Source organism: Prochlorococcus sp. MIT 1342 (genome assembly GCF_047304495.1).
Lineage (GTDB): Bacteria > Cyanobacteriota > Cyanobacteriia > PCC-6307 > Cyanobiaceae > Prochlorococcus > Prochlorococcus marinus_D.
The window spans coordinates 1,096,097-1,115,541 of record NZ_CP138957.1 but is presented as its reverse complement, the minus strand read 5'-3'; the positions used below and the strand labels follow the sequence as shown (position 1 = coordinate 1,115,541).

Sequence of the window (19,445 nt, the reverse complement as noted above, 5' to 3'; positions counted from 1 at the left end):
CCCCACGTAATCTCCTGTCAGTACAGGCATTGTGGTGATGGCTGGTCCTCTGTTTCGGGGATTAAGACAGTCTTGGAGGACCACTCTTGTGGCATGGGTATTCCTCTTGCCTGCGCTCGTCCTGCTCAGCTTGTCGGTGCTGATACCAGCGCTGATGGCTCTTTTGATGAGCTTCACCAAAACAGGTCTCGACGTTACAGACCCCCTTGTCTTTGTGGGTTTGGCCAACCTGCGACGTCTTGCTGGTGATCCGATGTTTTTTAAGGTGCTGATCAATACTTTGATCTACCTGGTTGGGGTGGTTCCACCGATTGTTTTGGGTTCTCTTGCATTGGCGGTGTTGTTGAACCGTTCATTACCAGGTATTCATTTTTTACGCGGTGCGTTCTACACACCCGTGCTCGTGTCGATTGTGGTTGCGGCCATCGCATTCCGTTGGCTTTATGCAGAGAACGGTCTTATCAATTCCTGGCTTTCCGCCTTTGTTGGCACAGATTTCGTGCCGATTGGCTTTCTCACGAATCCATTCTTGGCACTCCCGGCAGTGATGCTTGTAACCCTGTGGAAGGGGCTTGGTTATTACATGGTGATATTTCTTGCTGGCCTCCAAGGAATTCCTAAAGAGCTTTATGAGGCAGCCGAACTTGATGGTAGTGATGGCTTGCGCAAACACATCGACATCACACTGCCGTTGTTGCGGCCTTACGTAACCTTGGTTGCGGTGGTCTCATCGATTGCGGCCACAAAAGTGTTCGAAGAAGTGTTCTTGATGACTCAGGGGGGACCCGCCGACACCACTCGAACCCTTGTCTACTACGTTTACGACCAGGCTTTTGCTGAGCTTGAGATCAGTTATGCCTGCACGGTGGGCTTGGCGCTTTTCCTTTTGGTCCTGTTGCTCACTGCTGTGCGTTTGGCCTTTGCTGGTGATCAGGGCTTGCTCTGAAATCTCAATTTTGTTGGGATGCAATGCTTGCAGGATTGCGTGGTTGATTCTCTCTGCATGAGCAGCGTTAAAAGCCCAATGATTGGGGTCGTCGGTGGTGGTCAGTTGGCTCAGATGTTGGCGCAAGCAGCAAAAAGACGCGCTGTGGATGTTGTCGTGCAGTCTGGATCTGCAATCGATCCCGCTGCTGTTGAAGCAACTCGACTTGTCTTGGCCGACCCAGTGGATGTTGAAGCTACTGGCAAGCTCGTGCAGGGCTGTTGTGGCGTCACGTTTGAGAACGAATGGGTCGATATTGATGCTCTGATTCCCCTTGAACAACAAGGGGTGTGTTTTTCTCCGTCTCTTACTGCGCTTGCTCCATTGGTCGACAAAATCTCGCAGCGTCAGTTGCTTCGTGATCTAGATCTTCCTAGCCCTGATTGGACTTTGCTGAGTTCGATTTCTTTTGCTCAGCCAGAGCTTCCTACGGAGTGGAACTTTCCGGTGATGGCCAAGTCAAGTCGGTGGGGATATGACGGCAAAGGAACCAAGGTTCTCAAGAGTGTCGAGGATTTATCGCAACTTCTGCGTTCAGTGGATCCAACTCAATGGCTGCTTGAGAGCTGGGTGCCGTTCGAAAAGGAATTAGCCATTGTTGTTAGTCGAGATGCTCAGGGCCGTGTTCGTAGCCTGCCTCTTGCTGAGACTCATCAGTTCCAACAGGTGTGTGATTGGGTGATTGCACCTGCGAGTGTTGATCATGCTGTGGAAATGATGGCCTACAACATGGCAGCGTCTCTTCTAACAGAGCTCAATTACGTGGGCGTGCTTGCTGTTGAATTTTTCTACGGACCAGACGGACTACAGGTCAATGAAGTTGCACCTCGCACTCATAATTCCGCACATTTTTCGATCGAAGCCTGCAGCAGCAGCCAGTTTGATCAACAACTTTGTATCGCGGCGGGCTTGCCAGTGCCTGAAACCCATCTCCATGCACCTGGCGCCTTAATGGTGAATCTTCTAGGTTTGCAAAAAGGGGCTGAGTCCTCTCTAGATGAGCGCCTAGCGAAGCTGCGCAGTTGTGATCGCTTCCATTTGCACTGGTATGGAAAAGATTGTGAAACTCCAGGACGCAAGCTCGGTCATGTGACCGTGCTGCTTAATGGTGTTGATGCGCCCAGCCGTCAGCTCGAGGCGGAAACTGCCTTAAAGCATATTCGCTCAATTTGGCCGACGCAGGACACCGTTTGCGCTTAAATTCTGCTTGAACTGCTGTGTTGGTGACGGCCTTCTTCTAGTGCTCTGATCTGACTCTCTTTCGATTTGGGGAGGCTGTCGTGAAGGTGACGTAGACCGGACTTGCTTCCGGAAACGAAGCCCCACTTTGCTGCCCCTTCTGGTTCTTCCAGGTCGAACACTGGGGCTCGCACGGCATGGCGGTTCACCTCTTTTGAACGCCTGGACGACTGTGTTTAAGTCGTTTCAATAATGACCCTTCGTCCAATTTTGTGACAACAAAAACCTCCTGAGCTGAGCTGCCAAGTCTGGCAACCAGTTTGAAACCACCCTTGATCGGCGTTGTGATTCTCAGGCGAAGTTCTGGACAATGACCTTTGACGCGTCGGATGACGGCTGGTGTAATCGTTTGAATGCTCTTCTCCTCTGCAAGGGCCTTCAACCATGGAATTAGACCCTCTACGTAGGTGCTGTGCGTGATTACAACTCGGCCCATCGCAACTTTTTCGTGTAATTGATCGAAACTAGCCAAAGTTTCAAGTTGAAGGCAGCTCTGTCTAAGAGGCGATGCTTAAATCCTTTATTTTTGCTTGCGGCGGTTTCGATTCCAAGCATTCTACTTTTGCTCCCAGGTAAAGGCCCTCCCTGCAAGGTTCATGACGAAGAGATTCACGCGTTGTCTATCCACCCTGGCGAGGTTGTATTCAATGTGCCTGAGAGGGGTCTAACCCTTTTAATCGAGACTATAGGTAAATTTTATTTTTCTCACTCTTGCTAGGATCTTCATTCAAAGTTCAGATATATTCTGGGTCATTGTTAACCCAACAGTCAAGGATTGTTCTTCTTTGAGCAATCCCTCAATAACTATATTACGAATTAGTTTGTAGGCTAGATTCAGCTTTTGCTTACCAACGTCAGTATTTTGAACTCAGAGAGTATTGTTTGTTTGACTATTTTTGATAACTATCGAGCATGAGTCGTGGGGCCATTAGAGCGTTGTAATATTGAGATTTCTACAAATGAGTCTTTGCTGATTTTCTTTGTATTTGTTGATGGAAGTCGAACTATCTATGTTCTTTAAGTTGTCAACAATATTTTTTTGGCAGGATCTGTTCCTTTCAAGTTGATTAATCATGATTGTTTATATTAACGCTTCCAAGATTTTGTTCAATGCACATTCACCTAGGCATTGAGCGCTGAATGTTTTTGCCGTTGCTTCTCGAAAAGCCTTTTGTCAATCTTGAAAAAAGAAACAAGTACATTGTGCTGTATTGAAGGTTGATCAGCTTTGCCTTGTTTCAGCACCGTTCAAGTGGTGCCATTGTTAGCCCCTCCCCAGACAGTTGCTGGTGGTAGAGCTCGGCCTGCTCAAGTGGACCACACCAGACCTCTGCTGAACCTTGACCGTCGATTTGATGCGCAAGATTCCAGGCTCTCTCCTCGCTCATGCCTGGAATGATCCTTCGCAGACAATCAACGACGTGCTGAAAGGTGTTTACATCATCGTTGAGCACGATCACTCGAGCTTGTGGATACCTCTGAGTTTGCTTGGCACGTTCAATAAGTGGCGTAGTACCAGGAGTCGCGAACGTCATGACTGATGAAGGCTTTGACGTGTAAAATGGTTGAAGCCTTACCAGGCTAAGTCAATCTGATTTGCGTCTTCTATGTTGTTCACTCTCGCCTGGGCCTCACTGGCGGCTGTGTTCAGTTTCTCTATCGCCATGGTCGTGTGGGGACGTAATGGCGACGGTACACTGAACTTCTGAGGTGCCTGAGGCTTTCCAAAGCCTAGGGAGCAATCAGCTTCTCGCCGGAGCAGCTGTCATCCTTTTGGCCTTTGTGACCATTTCGGTTATTTATCTTTCAGTCGTTGATCGGCTAGATCGTCGTCGTCGCAAAAAGACAAATGAGAAAGTTTGATCCCCAGCTGCCATAGGTAAAGGGCGATTGGATGTCTCAGCATTCCCTAGGCCTCTTAAGGCTGAAGAAGATTGTCTACATCCCTTGTCGCTTTCCTGTCAGTTCGGCTGGAATTTGCTCGCTGCTTTTAATCCCAACGATCGTTTTCCTGCTTTTAAAGGGGCATTTGTCATCTAGCCGCACAGAACGGTTAGGGACACTTGCTCGCTTGATGACAGAGATGACTTTGATCCAGAGTTTTCGAGGAGATCCGCAAGGCCAAGCCCCGCGTCTATGGCAGGACCGTCTTGGCATGAACCTGGCCAAGGACCTTTGGCGACGTCAGGGTCGGGGTCTCTGGTGGCAGGCGTGGGCAAATGATGGCGAGGCTTATTTGCTTTTGCCAGAGATCCTTTGGCCGATGAGTGTTAATTCAAGCATTGCTTTTAAGCGTCTTGATGATGTGGTTGTCATCGCTTCAGATGGCTTGCATCGTCAACAGCTACTTCAAAGCCTTGGTGAAGGGTTTGTTCATTCTTCTGCTGCTCAATCGTCTTTACAGCGTTTTTGCAATTCTGTTCTACAACATGGGCCAGCGGTGAGCTGGAGTCCCGATGGCTTGGCTTCAGTGAGTGGAGCAATGGCACCACTTTTGCAGATTTCACGTTATGGATGTTTGTCACTGCGATTGGATCGTAATCAACTCAAATGGCAAGGAGTTGTTGGTTATCGCCCTTTTGGTTTGGCTCTAGTTGGCATTGATGCCAGCCCTTTTCAGTATCGCCCTATGGCGATCAAATCGCCAGGTAGACCTGATTCAGATCAGGCTCTCCTCAATATGCAAGTGAAGAGTATGGACTTGCTTTTTGGCAGTTTGCTTTCTAAGCAGATTATTCAGGATTCCCTTAATAAGAACTATGGCATTAATCAGCAATTAGGGTTGAGACTCGCATCATTACCACTTGATCTTAGCTTAGCCAAGCAACGTAAAGGGCCTTTTCAAGCCAGCATTCAAATCCAACTTAATCTACCAGAGGGCTCCTCACGATGGCAACCAGTTATCGATACTGTTAGTCAACATCTGGAAGCACAAAACTTCATTAAAGAAGATAACTCTGTTGTCAAAAATGATCAAAATACTGACGCTGACTTCTCTGGACTTACGCTCTGGAGACAACCTTACACGGATGGTGAGAGAGTTGTTGGTGGATGGGTTTGGCAAAAACAAAATGGAAAACCTACTCGTTTTGGTATTGCTATTGGCGACTCACCAATGCTCACTGAGATCTCTAATAAAACTATCAACCTAGTCCATCCTGATGTTATGAAAATGTCCGCTGATACAGCTGGATTGTATCGTTTAGGTTTACTTAATGGATCCTGGCCAGCCCCAGTTAAACAGGCTAAGTTGTTAAAGATGAACCTAAGTTATTTGCGGGGTGCCAAACTCAAAAAAACAGACTGGTGGTGGATGTCAGGTCAGCTGATATTGGAACAAGCTTCAACCCCCTGAGACATTTGCTCTGATGATCCAGTGTTGAGTTTTGCAGATTCATTTTGTTCCCGTTTGCGACGTTCAGATTCTAGAATTTGTTCAGTTAGTTCTACAGCCTGGGCCATCTTCTCGAGGTTGGACTTGTAGAGGTTCAGATCTTTTTCAACTCTGGCTTTGGAGAATCCAACTGATTCACTTAGTTCATAGGCGATTTGGCTTAGTTTTTCGGGATCAGAGGATTCATCACCTTGGGCAGATGCGAGAAGGCTGAGCAACCCCACGGCCATTAGGCGTGAGTAATGAAAAGTGGTGCTGCCAGTATTACGCAATGCCTTGGCGAGAGCTTCAGGAGCCCCTTTGCCTTGTTGTTGGATCCAGCCTTGGACCTCCTCAAGATCGTGACCCCGGACCGACTCAAGAGTTTGTTGGGCCTGCTTGCGCAAAGCATTTGGGTCGAAGCCGCAGCTTCGACATAGGGCATCGAACAAGGTCTTGACGTGAGCTTCTGGTCGGTAACCACGCGTGAAGACATCAAAAACTTGGCTAAGGCCAATAGCAAAGAGTGCGTCTGGGTGGAAATGCTTCTGGTGGCTCAGGAGATGCAGCTCGACAAGAAGTTCATCGGTTGTACGTCTGTACAGCGACGGGATGACATGAGGGAAATCATGATTAAACGCACGTTTGCTGTCAGCAATGGTCTTTCGGTCACTCAAGTGCTTGGCCCGACCTTTTCGCACCTGACCATAGCGCTGCTACGGCGCCGTTAAGATCGTGAAAACCGAGCAGAGCAGCATGATCCCGATTGTGATTGAAGAGTCGGGCCGCGGGGAAAGGGCCTTCGATATTTATTCGCGCCTTTTGCGTGAACGGATCATCTTTCTTGGCGAGCCTGTGACAAGTGATTCGGCAAATCGAATTGTTGCTCAGATGTTATTCTTGGAGGCGGAAGATCCTGAAAAAGATATCTATTTGTATATCAATTCACCAGGAGGTTCAGTATATGATGGCCTCGGAATATTTGACACAATGCAGCATGTCAAACCAGATGTTCAAACCGTATGTGTAGGGCTTGCAGCAAGTATGGGAGCGTTCCTCCTCTGCGCTGGGGCAATGGGTAAACGCAGCAGTTTGCAACATTCTAGAATTATGATTCATCAGCCGCTTGGTGGTGCCAGAGGGCAAGCGAGTGATATTCGTATTCAGGCTGATGAGATTCTCTTCCTAAAGGATCGATTGAACCGAGTATTAGCAGATCGTACAGGTCAACCTCTGGAGAGAATTCAAGAAGATACCGATCGAGATTTTTTCATGTCTCCCGCAGAAGCTGTTGGTTATGGACTTGTCGATAGTGTGATTGATAAGCGTCCGGTTCATTCAGTCAATTGACAAGGCTGCCTTGTGATAGGTAAGAATTGCAAGGCAAAAGAGTTTCTAATAGATATTTGTCAATCCATTAATTCTGAAGGAATTGTTTGACTTGTTTGTAATTATGAAAACATTTATCAAGAATCATCTTGGTGTCAAAATTGTTTTTATTCTAAAATTAAAGATTACATCTTGAAGCGAATGGGGATGCATTTTCAGGATCCATCCGCTGATGCTTGATTTCCTGGATGATTATTATTAAACTGCTAGTTCTATTAGCTCTGGAGGATAGGTATGCTTCTTTCCTTCTCTGGAACAGATGTAAACTCTGTTACTACTGAAACGAATTCTTCTCCGTCTATGGTTTCCTTTTCGATGAGGATTTCAACCAGTCTATCCATAGCTTCCCGGTGTTGCTTGACGATTTTTACAGTTTCGCTATAGCAATGCTTAACCATTTCCCGAACTGCCTCGTCTATTTGGCGGGATATTGCATCTGAAATCTCGCTTCGAGTCATCAGGTCTCGTCCAATAAATACTTCTTGATTTCCGCTCTCTAGAGAGACTGGCCCTAAATCGCTCATGCCAAAACGTGTCACCATTTGGCGTGCCATGGATGCTACTTGCTGGATGTCTCCACCTGCACCTGTTGTGATCTCTGCATCGCCAAAAACAACATCTTCTGCTGCTCTGCCTCCTAGTGCTCCCATGATTCGAGCCTTGAGTTGGGCTCGAGTCACCAGCATTTGCTCTTCATCTGGAGCAAACCATGTAAGCCCCTGAGCCTGACCTCGTGGTATCAGAGTCACTTTTTGGACAGGGTCATGATCTTTAACTAATGTTCCTATTAGCGCATGTCCAACTTCGTGGTAAGCGATCAATCTCTTGCTACGTCCATCAGTGAGTGGGCGCCCTTCCATGCCCGCGATGATTCTGTCAACGGCATCGTCAATTTCATCAAGGCTGATAGCCTTTTTACGACGTCTAGCCGTGAGGATTGCCGCCTCATTAAGTAGGTTGGCAAGGTCTGCCCCGGTAAATCCAGGTGTCCTTCGGGCTACATTCTTTAAGGAAAGATCTTCTTCAAGTTTCTTGTCACGTGCGTGCACCTCAAGAATTGCAAGTCGTCCTTTGATGTCTGGTGCATCCACACTGACTTGCCTGTCAAAACGCCCTGGTCGCATCAGCGCAGAATCCAGTACATCAGGACGGTTTGTTGCTGCAATAATGATTATTCCGCTATTACCTTCAAATCCGTCCATTTCTGTTAAGAGTTGGTTTAGAGTTTGTTCTCGCTCATCATTCCCACCACCTATTCCGGCACCACGTTGTCGGCCTACGGCATCAATTTCATCAATAAAGATTAGGCAGGGTGTGTTCTCTTTTGCCCGTTTGAATAAATCTCGGACTCGACTCGCGCCGACACCAACGAACATCTCTACAAATTCCGAACCAGAAAGTGAGAAGAAGGGAACACCTGCTTCTCCTGCAATTGCTTTGGCAAGCAGTGTTTTGCCAGTGCCTGGAGGCCCTACCAGCAGAACACCTCTTGGAATTTGAGCACCTACCGAGGTGAAGCGTTCGGGTTTCTTCAGGAATGTCACCACTTCCTCAAGATCCTGTTTTGCTTCAGTTACACCTGCAACATCATCGAATTTGACTCCAGTTTCAGCTTCCATTGCGAAGCGGGCTTTTGTCTTGCCGAACTGCATTGCCTGCCCTGGGCCTCCAGGCATTGAGCTTGATCGACGGGCCAGCAGAATTAGGCCGCCAATGAGGAGTAGCGGGAAGAGGAGATTGCCTAATAAGCCAAGCGCCGGCGGAGTGGTACGAGCAGGATGAATATCGAAACTGATCCCCTCGCTCTTGAGTGTGTTGATTAACTCCGGAGCAAGACCGGGGAGATCAACTCTTAGCCGTTGTACGCGATTGTCGAGTTCGGGATCTACGGCTTCCACTACTGCATTCCGTCCACCGTCGTAAATATCCACGGCGGTGACTCTTCCTGCTTCCACATAGTCGAGGAAGCGGCCGTAGCTCATCCGAGTAACCGCAGCATTACGCGGAGCGAGAGTTGCGTTACTCGGCTGCTCTCCTGTGAGCTTGCCATTTCCTAAAATTTGCCAGGCGAGCAGCAAGGCAACACCGATTGGCAGCAGCCAGAGAGCAATGAGACGCCAGCGTTGATTCATCTGCTAGAGGATGGTTCACTGACTGTAACGGTGTCGATGGTTAGATCGTTGGCTGCTAGATCCTCTTCTGGCACCATCTTTCTGAGCTTTTGAGCTCAGATTCCCACTTGCGCTTTTAGATGCTGCTTTGAGCAACCAACATCTTTGAGCCAAAAACCGTTTTGTTTTTTCCAGAAAGAACGCGTTGGTTGATTGAGTCATCAATCCCATGCAACCCGCTTTGCTTGCGTTGGGCGCTTGACCTCATTGTTTTCGTAGCGGGGGAGTTGTGATTGCTACCCCTTTTTTGATTTGCCTATTCTCTGAAAATCAAAAAGGATTTACAGGCGCCGGAGGGCAACGATTGGGTCAAGTCTTGCTGCACGTCTGGCGGGCAAAACACCAAAGATCAAACCAATTGATCCAGAGAGACTAACGGTGATTAGAACGACGCTTATTCCGATTGCTGCCGGGAGAGGGGTCAAAACTCCGATTGTTGTGACGGCGCCAACACCTACAGCTGTGCCAATGACGCCACCAAAGCTTGCAAGAACGAGTGACTCGATTAGGAATTGGCTCAATACATCGATATTGCGAGCTCCTAGGGCCTTTCTTAGTCCGATTTCCTCAGTGCGTTCACTGACCGCAACCAGCATGATATTCATGATTCCGATTCCTCCTACTAGCAGCGATATCCCTCCGATTGCTGCCAACATGAGGGTTAGTCCTCCGGTGATTGTGTTGACGATGCTGAGGGCATCTTTCTGTGATCGAACTGCAAAGTCGTCATCTCTCAGGATTCGATGTCGTTGACGGAGCAGGTTGGTGATCTGGAATTTTGCTGCCCCAGTGCTTTCTTCATTCTTGGCTTCCACACTGATAAAACTAAGGCTGACGCCATAGGTTGGATCTCTGCCTGTGAGCCGGCTAACCATTGTTGTGAGTGGAATATACGCGTTTTCATCTTGATTGTTTCCAAACACCGCTCCTTTAGGAGCCATTACACCGATTACTTCAAATGATTGATCCTTAATTCGTAGAGTCTTACCGACTGCAGCACTCGTTGGAAAGAGTTTGTTGACAAGGTCGGGACCAATCACAACCACATTGCGTGCGCTACGAAGATCTAGATCACTAATAAATCTTCCACGGGCTACTTCGAAGTTGCGCACTGGTAGAAACGATGGGGTCACCCCAGAGATTGAACTCGTAGCACTTTGGGCACCCGCTTGAATCACCTCGCTTGAGCTGATCTGTGGTGCAACTTCTTTCACGCTTGGGACTTGCTCAGCGATTGCATCTGAATCTTCGATGACGAGATTTCGCGGGAAGGCCACACCGCGACGACGAGTGTCGTTGTTGCCAGGCACCACAAACAACACATTGGCGCCCAGGTTGCTTAGTTGAGCCTCAGCCAGATTCTGAGCCCCCCTGCCAACCCCTACCAGGGTGATGACAGAAGCATTGCCTATCACAATGCCGAGCATTGTCAGGAGACTACGTAGGCGATTGGCTTTAAGGGTTGAGAACGCCATGCTCACCGTTTCGATGAGCGGAAGTGAGCTATTCATGAACCCTCAGAGCATTGAGTCGAGCTTCATTGGCAGCTTGCCGCCTGTGCCGCGATGAACTTTGCCATTACTGAGCTGCATTGTTACCACGTCTCCTTCAAGCAGGTTTCTCGTGGCATGTGCTATTCCAATGATGAACGGAATCCCTAGGCGTTTTGAGATAATGGCTGCGTGGGATTCCTCTCCTTCTTGTTCTGTAATCACTCCTGCAGACTTTCTGATTGCATCGAGATAGTCATCGCTTGTTTCATGAATGACCAGAATCTCCCCTGGTTCAATTTTTGTAGAGTCGTTTGGGGAGAAAGCAAATCTGACCTTGCCGCTAATGGTTCCTTTGCCAATACCGATCCCTTGGCCAAGCACTGCACTGACAATTCCTACTTTGACAAGATCTGTGGACCCGCTCACGCCAGCAAGGGTTCCTGCAGTTTGAATTGTTAGATCTCCTTCTTTGAGAAGACCCAATTCCTGGGCAACAGCAATTGCAGCACTGAAGGTTGCAGTGGTGCTTTTCTGGGTTGGGACAAGCAGTGGGGTGACACCCCATGCCAATTGAAGTTTTCTTGCTACAGCCAATTCGTTGGTTACGGCCAAAATTGGCGCTGCTGGGCGGAATTTACTGACGTTGTGGGCAGTGGCACCACTTTCAGTTAGTGGCACGATTGCTGCCGCGTTGAGATGACTGGCGATGCTGCTGACGGCTGAACTAATCGCGTTGGAAATGGTGCTGGCAAGATAAGTTTCGATTGGACGCTGTGGATAGTCCCGTTCAATCCGTCTGGCAATGGTGGCCATCGTTTGAACCGCCTCCACTGGATAGTCTCCTACAGCGGTTTCGTTCGAGAGCATCACTGCATCAGTACCATCTAGGATCGCATTTGCTACATCACTGACTTCTGCTCTGGTGGGCCTCGGGCTTGAGGCCATCGAGTCGAGCATCTGGGTGGCTGTGATGATTGGAATTCCAAGGCTGTTGGCCTTGCGAATCAAATCCTTTTGCAGTAGAGGCACTTCTTCGGCTGGCATCTCAACGCCTAGGTCCCCCCTTGCAACCATGACTCCATCACAGAGAGGAAGGATTGAATCGATTTGATCAATCGCCTCAAATTTCTCGATCTTCGCGATCACTGGGGTGCTGTGCCCATGATCCCCGATGAGTTTGCGGATCTCTTTCATGTCCGAAGGGTTTCGCACAAAGCTCAGTGCGACCCAGTCCACACCTTGCTGGAGTCCAAAGGCGAGATCTTGGCGATCTTTCTCTGTAAGGGCGCGAACCGATAGCTGTACATCAGGGAAGTTCACTCCCTTGTTATTTGAGAGCACCCCTCCCACTGTGACGATGCAGTGCAAGGTTTGTTCGCTTTGATCGATTTTTACGACTTTCATCTCCACTCGACCGTCATCAAGCAAGATTCGACTGCCAGTCGTGACTTCGTCTGCAAGCTTTTCGTAAGTGACGGTTGCCACTGACTGATTGCATTGAACTTGTTTGGAGGTCAGTGCGAAGGGATCGCCATTGGCCAAAGTGATAGGCCCCTTATCAAAACGACCCAGGCGAATTTTGGGGCCTTGCAAGTCTTGAAGAATGCCAATGTGCATCCCCAATTCATCAGAGACCTGGCGGATGGTGGAGATGCGCTTGGCGTGCTCGTCATGGTCTCCGTGTGAGAAATTCAGCCGGAAGGTGGTAGCACCTACCTGCACGAGTTCTCGGATTCGTTCGGCGGTCTCGGTTGCCGGACCTATGGTGGCAACAATTTTGGTCCGTCGTGTCAGATCAATCTGGGCCATCAACGGGACCTGAAACATCGCGGAAACTACCATCCAGGCCTCAAAACGTAGTTATTTTCAGCGTTGCCAATGATTTTCTATGGACATTAATCATTACCAGCATGGAGCTCGAGCTACGGCCCGCTATCCGAATGTGGGTCAGAACCCGATTTATCCAACCCTTGGGCTCACAGGTGAGGCCGGTGAAGTCGCGGACAAGGTCAAGAAGGTCCTTCGAGATCAACAAGGTGTTTTTGACCTGGATACGCGCCAAGCAATCAAGCTTGAGTTGGGAGATGTGCTTTGGTATGTAGCCCAGTTGGCTAGTGAGCTGGGCTTTGATTTAGAAGATGTGGCTCAAGCCAATCTCGATAAGCTTGCTAGCAGGGCATCACGTGGCCAGATCTCAGGAAGTGGTGATCAACGATGAAGGAGAATTTTTTGCAAAGCTCCATCTTCAAGGTAGTGCTCACTGCAGTTTTACTGGTTTTTAATCTGGTTTTCAGTGATCAAGCCTTAGCGGCAACCCTCAGTGTGGATCAGTTGAGTATCGATGCTTGTGATCAAAAGGATCCAGGTGCGCAGCCCAGTCTGACTAGGCCTATCGGCGCCAGTTGCTATGTGCTTTCAGGTGAGGTGACCAATCCAGGCAACTCTGCCGTGATTGATAGCGATGTTTTTGCTCAGATCTTGGATCCAAGTGGTGAACCTGTTTTGCCAAACCGTGCTCGGGTTGGTTCTATTGGCGACGTGCAACCCGGGTCAAGTATTTTTGCAGTGCGGTTGGCGATTCCGGCAGGAACTCCAGAGCCTTTACAAGTGAAGGGGGCAAAGGTAAAGGGATTCAAGGCTCCTGTTCGTACTCGTGCTGGAGACGATGATGAGCTGCTTCCGCTTGAACAGGCTGTAGACCCTGGTCTTTTATGGGGAACCAAGGCAGTGATCCCTTCGGAACAACCGCTAGATCAGCTGTAATAGCTCATTCCACTATTCAAGATCGCCACACTTGCAGTATTCAGCATTTGTTGCAGAAGACTCAGGGCTACTAACGCCAGGATCGCTGAGAGATCCAAGCCTCCAAGGGGAGGAATCAAGCCACGAAAAGCATTGAGGTAGGGATCTGTGATTGAGCTAACGGTGCTCAGTACTGGATTCGCCCAGTCCAGATTAGGGAACCAGCTCAGCAGCACGCGCACGATAAGCACTAGTGAGTAGATCTCAAGTGTCTGGGCTAGTACCTGTAGCAACGTGGCCAGGATTTGCATGGGTGAAGACAACTATTCTGAGAACTCTATGCAACCTGAGAAGGTTCGGCTGAACCTAAATCAGGAAGTACTGAGAAGGTTCGATGGAACTTTTCAGAGAGCGTGAGCCAATAAGACCTGCCCTCGCTCTGTCGTTTGCGTTCGATGAAGTTCTGTGCAACTAGTTCTTTGATGTGGTCGTAGGCGCCTGATCCACGTATATCGATCAGCTCCGATTGAAGAATTCTTTTTTTCAGGGCAATGGTGGCAAGGGTTCTGAGTGTTGCTATGGAAAGATCAACGGGTAAAAGGTTGTGGACCAGCTCGCCAAGGCCTGGACACAATTGAAGGCTATATCGACCATTGTTCTCTTGGATCTCTAAGGCTGTATCTCGCTGTGCATAGCCTGCCGTCAGCGCAAGTAGAGCTTGCTCAATCAGTTCTTCAGTCTCATTGGCTAGCTCTGCCATCTCTTTGAGCGTTACAGGGCGACCCTTCAAATAAAGAATGGCTTCTAAACGTGCTGGTAAGGAGAAGCTGGAGACCTCATCCCTCTCTTGAGCTGGGGAATCGGTGGCCATGGCAGGCCCTGCTATGGAATATGCCAAGTTACCGCGATCAAACGGTCTGTGCACCCAGAAATAAGCAGTAGGCGGGGTTGTTTGTTTCTTCCCAGTTTGGGTAGCCCAGATCTTCAAGAAAGCGCTGCCAATCGTCCATTTCGTTGTCCTGAACCAACACACCTACAACGATCCTGCCGACATCTGCTCCGTGATTGCGGTAGTGGAAGATGCTGATACTCCATTCAGGGTGAAGGGCACTAACAAAGTTCATAAGAGCTCCTGGGCGCTCAGGGAACTCAAAGCGATAGAGCAGTTCGCGACATCCATCTCGGCAAAGGGTTTTAGCTGAGGCAGGAAGCCGACCACCCACCATGTGACGAAGGTGCCCTTTGGTGAGCTCGTCGTTGCTGAGATCAAGGCATGCGAATCCTGACGACTGCAGTCGCGTTAAAAGCTTGGTTCGATCATCCAGGTCTAAAACCTGTACCCCGATGAATATTTGAGCTCTATCCCCTTCTGCCATTCGGTAACTGAATTCGGTGAGATTTTTCCCTGCTAGGACGTTGCAGAGTTTTCGCAGGCTGCCTGCCTGCTCTGGGATTTCCACAGCGAGTATTGCTTCCCTTTCTTCCCCTAGCTCTGCTCTTTCGGCGACAAAACGAAGCCGTTCAAAGTTCATGTTTGCGCCACATGCCACGGCCACAAGAGTGCGGTCTTGAAGATCACGTTTGGCGATATCTGCCTTCATGCCAGCAATTGCCAGTGCGCCAGCTGGTTCAAGAATTGAGCGGGTATCTTCAAAAACATCTTTGATCGCTGCACAGATTTCATCAGTGCTTACCGTCACCATCGCGTCTACGTGCATCTGGGCTAATGAGAAGGTGAGTTTTCCTACTTGACGTACAGCGACTCCGTCGGCAAATAGGCCAACATTGGGCAGCTGAATACGTTCACCAGCTTCAAGAGAGAGCTTCATTGCTGCAGCGTCGTAGGGCTCGACACCGATAATTTCGACTTGCGGCCACAAGCTTTTGACATAGGTGGCAATCCCTCCGATCAGTCCGCCACCGCCAACTGCGACATAGATTGCATCTGGTGGATCTTGGATCTGGCGCAGGATTTCTAGAGCAATCGTCCCTTGCCCAGCAATCACCTCTGGATCATCAAACGGGTGGATAAACGTGAGTCCATCTTTTTCACTGCGACGCATGGCCTCTTGATAGGCCTCGTCGTAGGTCTCTCCATGTAGTGCGACTTCAGCGCCAAGAGCACGGACTGCCCGTACCTTCATTTCGGGTGTGGTGATAGGCATCACAATCACAGCTCTGCAATTGAGATAAGAGGCGCTCAGTGCCACTCCCTGAGCGTGGTTTCCAGCACTTGAAGCAATCACGCCACGCTGCAACTCTTCTTTGCTGAGAAGGGACATGCGGTTATACGCACCACGCAGCTTGAATGAGAAGACTGGCTGTAGGTCCTCACGTTTCAACCAGATCTTGTTGTGAAGACGGCGACTGAGGTTTTTGGCCAGTTCCAGGGGGGTTTCATGGGCTACGTCATAGACACGTGCCCTCAGAATCCTCTGTAGATAATCGTCCATTACGACAGTCTTGCAATATTCAGATCCGTCAACTGTTTGCACTTGCCAGGGTTGCTTTCGTCGTTCTATAGCTGAGAAGACCTAGATTGAATGGGTTGGAGTGGGACAGGAACGCGAATGCGTCTGAGCGAGTTAACCCATCCGAATCAGCTTCATGGCTTGAGCATTGCCGAGCTTGAGGATGTAGCACGTCAGATACGGGAACGCCATCTTGAGGTGGTGTCCACCAGTGGAGGTCATTTGGGGCCTGGGCTCGGTGTTGTTGAACTCACTCTTGCTCTTTATCAAACTCTTGATCTAGATCATGATCGAGTTGTATGGGACGTTGGCCATCAGGCTTATCCACACAAGCTGATTACTGGTCGATATGGCGACTTCAATACCTTGCGTCAGCAGGGTGGTGTCGCTGGCTATCTGAAGCGTTGTGAAAGTTCGTTCGATCATTTTGGTGCCGGCCATGCCAGCACCTCGATATCAGCGGCACTCGGCATGGCCGTTGCTCGTGAGCGTCGTGGTGAATCGTTCAAATGTGTAGCTGTAATTGGTGATGGGGCTCTTACTGGCGGCATAGCACTAGAAGCGATTAATCATGCCGGCCATATGCCCAATACACCTTTTCTGGTTGTTCTCAACGACAACGACATGTCGATTTCTCCGCCAGTCGGAGCGTTGTCGACCCATCTAAACCGCATGCGCCACAGCGCGCCTGTGCAGTTCATCTCGGATAGCGTCGAGGAGAGGGTCAAGAGTCTGCCTTTCATGGGAGGGGAACTGCCTGCCGAACTCGACCTGCTCAAGGGCAGTATGCGCCGATTATCCGTGCCGAAGGTAGGGGCTGTTTTTGAGGAGCTTGGCTTCACCTACATGGGCCCTATTGATGGCCATGACATTGAACGCATGGTTCGAACCTTTGAGACGGCTCACAAGGTTGGTGGCCCTGTACTCGTTCATGTTGTTACGACCAAAGGCAAGGGCTATCCCTATGCCGAAGCAGATCAAGTTGGCTATCACGCCCAATCTGCGTTTGATCTAAGTACTGGGAAAGCTCTTCCCTCAAAAGGAAAGAAACCACCGAGTTACAGCAAGGTGTTTGGTGAGACGCTCATCAAGCTTTGTCAGCAGGACAGCACTGTCGTTGGGATCACAGCCGCGATGGCCACAGGTACTGGCCTTGACCTCCTGCAAAAGGCTGTTCCTGAGCAATACATCGATGTAGGTATCGCTGAACAGCATGCTGTAACTCTTGCTGCTGGGATGGCTTGTGAGGGGCTCAAGCCTGTGCTGGCGATTTACAGCACATTCCTGCAGCGCGCCTTCGACCAATTGATTCACGACGTGGGGATTCAGAACCTGCCAGTGACCTTTGTGATGGATCGCGCAGGCATTGTTGGCGCTGATGGACCGACCCATCAGGGTCAGTACGACATCAGTTATTTCCGGGCCATTCCTAATTTCACCGTGATGGCGCCCAAGGATGAGGCTGAACTTCAACGCATGTTGGTGACATGTCTTCAACATCAAGGCCCTGCAGCTCTCCGTATTCCAAGAGGATCAGGAGAGGGAGTACCTCTGCTTGATGAAGGCTGGGAGCCTTTGGCAATTGGTCGAGGCGAAGTGCTTTGTGAAGGTGATGATCTTTTAATCGTTGCTTATGGAGTGATGGTGCCTGCTGCGATGATCACAGCTCAGTTTTTGCAGGAAGCAGGTATCAAGGCCACTGTGATCAATGCTCGCTTCCTAAGACCACTTGATCAAGCCTTGATTCATCCGTTAGCCCGTCGTATCGGTCGTGTCGTCACGATGGAGGAGGGTGCTCTTGCTGGTGGTTTTGGTGCCGCTGTGGTTGAGTCCCTTAGTGATCAAGATGTCTTGGTTCCAACGTTCCGAATTGGAATCCCTGATCAATTGGTAGACCATGCCAGTCCCCAACAGAGCCGGGAAGCGCTGGGGCTCACACCAACACAGATGTCTGAACGAATTCAAGAACACTTTTGCTTGAATTCGAAGCCTTCTCTTGTAGGCCAGGAAGCACCGAAGGCCCTGTCAACCTGATCAATTGACTGTTTTGGTGGCAGGTGCAGGGCCAGCAGGAGCTCGGCTTGCACAACGACTTGCTAGCCAGGGGATTGCTGTAACTCTTGTTGAACGCTTAAGAGAAGCCAATCAGAATTCTTTTTCTAGTGCTGTCATCCCTATCCAGGCGGTGTCTGATCTCTGCATTCCTGCTGAAGCAATTGCAAGCCATTGGAAAGGGTGGCAATTGGTGGATCCAGATGGAATTCAACATCAATGGTGGTCTCAAGATGACCTTGGTGTGGTTCTCAACTTCGGCTCGCTACGTCACCAGCTCTGGCAGCAAGCGATAGAAGCAGGTGTTGAATTTTTATTGGGTTGGCGTGTTCACTCCGTTCTTACGGACAATGACGGCGCAAACGTTGAATTGATTGGTCCAAATGGCTTGTGTCAAACAAGGAGAGTGAGCTGGGTGGTAGATGCCACAGGTCATCGCCGCCTTTTATTGGGTTCAACTGCAGGATCCAAGCCTTCTGATACCGATTGCATGCTTGAAGGTGCTGGCGTTGAGTGGATCCTGCAGGGTGATCAAAAAACAACAGATCTCTGGCGTGACCGGGTTTGTTTTTTTTTGGGATGCCAGTGGATTCAACATGGTTATGGCTGGATTTTTCCCATGGCTGGTAATCAGTTGAAGGTAGGAGTTTGCCGTCTGCCTCCTCCACTGAAGGAGTGCCTCGAACCGATGAGCAGCATCTTGAACCGCCTGCTGATCAAGAACCAGCTTGATCAGCTACCAGTTATCGATAGACATGGCGGAATCTTGCGCAGCAGCTTAAGGCGCAGTGAAGCTCACGTTGTTGGCAGGATTGTTGGAGTTGGTGACGCTATTAGTACTGCCAATTTGCTCGGCGGAGAAGGCATCCGTCATGCTCTCGTTAGTGCAGAGGTGCTTACTCCTTTGCTTGTTGAAGCCTGCTGTCATCCATCCAGCTCAAATCAAGACAAAGACAACAAGGTCTTGATGCAATTTGAACGGCTCCTGCGTCTTCGTTTGGGTTGGCGCTGGAATCTTTCAGGTCGCTTGGCAAAGCGAACATGGTGGGGTTTGTGCGATCAAAAAGGCGATCGACGCTTGTCAGGTTTGATTAATGGGCTGTCAATGCGAGTCAGCGCTGAAGATCTGAGCCGATTGTTGTTCGAATACCGCTTTGAGCGCTACGGACTCCGCCTTCTTCCTTATTTAATGGGCTGGCGATGAATTCGCCAGCCCTAGTGCTGTTCAGAGAACGCCGCGTGAAGCTAATCCGAGGATTGTGCCCATGCCAAGGATGTGGCCTAAGCATTGGGATCCGACAACGGAGGCGTGGCTCATGCCTCCATAGAATTTGTTATTAGGCATGTCGAACCCTTCATTTTGGTGTTCGATGTTGGCCTTAGCAATGACAAATGCGAGCACGTTGCAAGCGATCATCACCATGCCCACCGCAGGCGACCAGGTGAATGTGGAAGGAGCAGCTGCAGCCAGGAGGTGCGTGAACATTTAGACCGTGGAAGCGACGCCTTATTGTCCGACATTGATAGGAG

The 19,445-nt window shown here is 49.6% G+C and carries 21 protein-coding genes and 1 other RNA gene; 12 read left to right on the top strand and 10 right to left on the bottom strand.

The window, feature by feature from the left end; translation table 11 throughout:
• The first annotated feature begins 37 nt into the window (after positions 1 to 37).
• From SIB79_RS05820 to ssrS, 3 genes are all read left to right on the top strand, one after another.
• Positions 38 to 946 (top strand): carbohydrate ABC transporter permease, encoded by a 909-nt coding sequence (locus SIB79_RS05820; RefSeq protein ID WP_063403942.1) that lies wholly within the window; start codon positions 38 to 40, stop codon positions 944 to 946.
• Positions 947 to 1,003: 57 nt separating this feature from the next.
• Positions 1,004 to 2,185: a 5-(carboxyamino)imidazole ribonucleotide synthase gene (locus tag SIB79_RS05815; protein WP_236072659.1), complete on the top strand. Its 1,182-nt coding sequence runs from the start codon at positions 1,004 to 1,006 to the stop codon at positions 2,183 to 2,185.
• 6 nt (positions 2,186 to 2,191) lie between these two features.
• A non-coding RNA gene (ssrS, locus tag SIB79_RS05810) (6S RNA) lies at positions 2,192 to 2,375 on the top strand.
• On the opposite strand, the gene SIB79_RS05805 is transcribed toward ssrS, so the two are convergent.
• Together SIB79_RS05805 and clpS are read right to left on the bottom strand one after the other, a co-directional pair.
• A complete protein-coding gene (locus SIB79_RS05805; RefSeq protein WP_063403943.1) occupies positions 2,370 to 2,660 on the bottom strand; it encodes a DUF2103 domain-containing protein in 291 nt (96 codons plus the stop codon). The two genes, ssrS and SIB79_RS05805, sit on opposite strands and share 6 nt — an antisense overlap.
• Positions 2,661 to 3,462: 802 nt before the next feature.
• Entirely contained in the window at positions 3,463 to 3,759 is a 297-nt protein-coding gene (clpS, locus tag SIB79_RS05800; protein WP_063403944.1) for an ATP-dependent Clp protease adapter ClpS, read from the bottom strand.
• A gap of 72 nt (positions 3,760 to 3,831) precedes the next feature.
• Here clpS and petN point away from each other — a divergent pair, with 72 nt between their 5' ends.
• From petN to SIB79_RS05780, 4 genes are all read left to right on the top strand, one after another.
• Positions 3,832 to 3,933 carry a cytochrome b6-f complex subunit PetN gene (gene petN, locus SIB79_RS05795; protein WP_006041398.1) on the top strand — a complete coding sequence of 34 codons (102 nt, stop codon included), beginning with the start codon at positions 3,832 to 3,834 and terminating at the stop codon, positions 3,931 to 3,933.
• Between the two features lies 1 nt (position 3,934).
• Entirely contained in the window at positions 3,935 to 4,087 is a 153-nt protein-coding gene (locus tag SIB79_RS05790) for a hypothetical protein (RefSeq protein WP_167523912.1), read from the top strand.
• A 437-nt stretch (positions 4,088 to 4,524) separates the two neighbouring features.
• On the top strand, positions 4,525 to 4,668 hold the full coding sequence (locus SIB79_RS05785; protein WP_236072660.1) for a hypothetical protein: 144 nt from the start codon (positions 4,525 to 4,527) through the stop codon (positions 4,666 to 4,668).
• Entirely contained in the window at positions 4,665 to 5,579 is a 915-nt protein-coding gene (locus SIB79_RS05780; RefSeq protein ID WP_236072661.1) for a hypothetical protein, read from the top strand. Before SIB79_RS05785 ends, SIB79_RS05780 begins: the two co-directional genes overlap by 4 nt.
• Here the strand turns inward: SIB79_RS05780 and psb29 are convergent.
• Positions 5,546 to 6,274, bottom strand: a complete 729-nt coding sequence (gene psb29, locus SIB79_RS05775) for a photosystem II biogenesis protein Psp29 (RefSeq protein WP_063404124.1) — start codon at positions 6,272 to 6,274, stop codon at positions 5,546 to 5,548. The genes SIB79_RS05780 and psb29 overlap by 34 nt on opposite strands.
• Positions 6,275 to 6,332: 58 nt before the next feature.
• Between psb29 and clpP the strand changes: the two genes are divergently transcribed.
• Positions 6,333 to 6,947 carry an ATP-dependent Clp endopeptidase proteolytic subunit ClpP gene (clpP, locus tag SIB79_RS05770; RefSeq protein ID WP_071818070.1) on the top strand — a complete coding sequence of 205 codons (615 nt, stop codon included), beginning with the start codon at positions 6,333 to 6,335 and terminating at the stop codon, positions 6,945 to 6,947.
• 254 nt (positions 6,948 to 7,201) lie between these two features.
• Here clpP and ftsH read toward each other — a convergent pair whose 3' ends face one another.
• From ftsH to pyk, 3 genes are all read right to left on the bottom strand, one after another.
• Entirely contained in the window at positions 7,202 to 9,118 is a 1,917-nt protein-coding gene (gene ftsH / locus SIB79_RS05765; RefSeq protein WP_063403946.1) for an ATP-dependent zinc metalloprotease FtsH, read from the bottom strand.
• Positions 9,119 to 9,438: 320 nt separating this feature from the next.
• A complete protein-coding gene (locus SIB79_RS05760; protein ID WP_063403947.1) occupies positions 9,439 to 10,668 on the bottom strand; it encodes an ABC transporter permease in 1,230 nt (409 codons plus the stop codon).
• A gap of 6 nt (positions 10,669 to 10,674) precedes the next feature.
• Positions 10,675 to 12,459, bottom strand: coding sequence for a pyruvate kinase (pyk, locus tag SIB79_RS05755; protein ID WP_063404125.1), 1,785 nt, complete (start codon positions 12,457 to 12,459; stop codon positions 10,675 to 10,677).
• Positions 12,460 to 12,538: 79 nt separating this feature from the next.
• On the opposite strand from pyk, the gene SIB79_RS05750 reads away from it, so the two are divergent.
• Entirely contained in the window at positions 12,539 to 12,868 is a 330-nt protein-coding gene (locus SIB79_RS05750) for a nucleoside triphosphate pyrophosphohydrolase family protein (RefSeq protein ID WP_011130058.1), read from the top strand.
• Entirely contained in the window at positions 12,865 to 13,413 is a 549-nt protein-coding gene (locus SIB79_RS05745; protein WP_063403948.1) for a hypothetical protein, read from the top strand. The genes SIB79_RS05750 and SIB79_RS05745 overlap by 4 nt, the downstream gene beginning before the upstream one ends.
• Here the strand turns inward: SIB79_RS05745 and SIB79_RS05740 are convergent.
• The 3 genes from SIB79_RS05740 to ilvA are packed head-to-tail and all read right to left on the bottom strand — an operon-like array spanning position 13,404 to position 15,845.
• Entirely contained in the window at positions 13,404 to 13,703 is a 300-nt protein-coding gene (locus tag SIB79_RS05740) for a YggT family protein (protein ID WP_011130060.1), read from the bottom strand. The two genes, SIB79_RS05745 and SIB79_RS05740, sit on opposite strands and share 10 nt — an antisense overlap.
• Before the next feature lie 26 nt (positions 13,704 to 13,729).
• Positions 13,730 to 14,263 carry an SMC-Scp complex subunit ScpB gene (scpB, locus tag SIB79_RS05735; protein ID WP_063403949.1) on the bottom strand — a complete coding sequence of 178 codons (534 nt, stop codon included), beginning with the start codon at positions 14,261 to 14,263 and terminating at the stop codon, positions 13,730 to 13,732.
• Positions 14,264 to 14,300: 37 nt separating this feature from the next.
• Positions 14,301 to 15,845, bottom strand: coding sequence for a threonine ammonia-lyase, biosynthetic (gene ilvA, locus SIB79_RS05730; protein WP_063403950.1), 1,545 nt, complete (start codon positions 15,843 to 15,845; stop codon positions 14,301 to 14,303).
• 117 nt (positions 15,846 to 15,962) lie between these two features.
• Between ilvA and dxs the strand changes: the two genes are divergently transcribed.
• Together dxs and SIB79_RS05720 are read left to right on the top strand one after the other, a co-directional pair.
• Positions 15,963 to 17,897: a 1-deoxy-D-xylulose-5-phosphate synthase gene (gene dxs, locus SIB79_RS05725; RefSeq protein ID WP_063403951.1), complete on the top strand. Its 1,935-nt coding sequence runs from the start codon at positions 15,963 to 15,965 to the stop codon at positions 17,895 to 17,897.
• 4 nt (positions 17,898 to 17,901) lie between these two features.
• On the top strand, positions 17,902 to 19,119 hold the full coding sequence (locus SIB79_RS05720; RefSeq protein WP_063403952.1) for an NAD(P)/FAD-dependent oxidoreductase: 1,218 nt from the start codon (positions 17,902 to 17,904) through the stop codon (positions 19,117 to 19,119).
• Between the two features lie 21 nt (positions 19,120 to 19,140).
• On the opposite strand, the gene psaK is transcribed toward SIB79_RS05720, so the two are convergent.
• A complete protein-coding gene (psaK, locus tag SIB79_RS05715; protein WP_011130065.1) occupies positions 19,141 to 19,401 on the bottom strand; it encodes a photosystem I reaction center subunit PsaK in 261 nt (86 codons plus the stop codon).
• Positions 19,402 to 19,445: the final 44 nt, after the last annotated feature.

Bases quoted from the DNA above. Each gene is read 5' to 3' on its own strand.
- SIB79_RS05815 (WP_236072659.1), top strand. From the start codon at position 1,004: ATGAGCAGCGTTAAAAGCCCAATGATTGGGGTCGTCGGTGGTGGTCAG.
- clpS (WP_063403944.1), bottom strand. From the start codon at position 3,759: ATGACGTTCGCGACTCCTGGTACTACGCCACTTATTGAACGTGCCAAG.
- dxs (WP_063403951.1), top strand. From the start codon at position 15,963: ATGCGTCTGAGCGAGTTAACCCATCCGAATCAGCTTCATGGCTTGAGC.
- ilvA (WP_063403950.1), bottom strand. From the start codon at position 15,845: ATGGACGATTATCTACAGAGGATTCTGAGGGCACGTGTCTATGACGTA.
- SIB79_RS05745 (WP_063403948.1), top strand. From the start codon at position 12,865: ATGAAGGAGAATTTTTTGCAAAGCTCCATCTTCAAGGTAGTGCTCACT.
- psaK (WP_011130065.1), bottom strand. From the start codon at position 19,401: ATGTTCACGCACCTCCTGGCTGCAGCTGCTCCTTCCACATTCACCTGG.
- SIB79_RS05805 (WP_063403943.1), bottom strand. From the start codon at position 2,660: ATGGGCCGAGTTGTAATCACGCACAGCACCTACGTAGAGGGTCTAATT.
- SIB79_RS05750 (WP_011130058.1), top strand. From the start codon at position 12,539: ATGGACATTAATCATTACCAGCATGGAGCTCGAGCTACGGCCCGCTAT.
- SIB79_RS05740 (WP_011130060.1), bottom strand. From the start codon at position 13,703: ATGCAAATCCTGGCCACGTTGCTACAGGTACTAGCCCAGACACTTGAG.
- ftsH (WP_063403946.1), bottom strand. From the start codon at position 9,118: ATGAATCAACGCTGGCGTCTCATTGCTCTCTGGCTGCTGCCAATCGGT.
- SIB79_RS05760 (WP_063403947.1), bottom strand. From the start codon at position 10,668: ATGAATAGCTCACTTCCGCTCATCGAAACGGTGAGCATGGCGTTCTCA.
- SIB79_RS05785 (WP_236072660.1), top strand. From the start codon at position 4,525: ATGATGTGGTTGTCATCGCTTCAGATGGCTTGCATCGTCAACAGCTAC.
- SIB79_RS05820 (WP_063403942.1), top strand. From the start codon at position 38: ATGGCTGGTCCTCTGTTTCGGGGATTAAGACAGTCTTGGAGGACCACT.
- pyk (WP_063404125.1), bottom strand. From the start codon at position 12,459: ATGGCCCAGATTGATCTGACACGACGGACCAAAATTGTTGCCACCATA.
- petN (WP_006041398.1), top strand. From the start codon at position 3,832: ATGTTGTTCACTCTCGCCTGGGCCTCACTGGCGGCTGTGTTCAGTTTC.
- scpB (WP_063403949.1), bottom strand. From the start codon at position 14,263: ATGGCCACCGATTCCCCAGCTCAAGAGAGGGATGAGGTCTCCAGCTTC.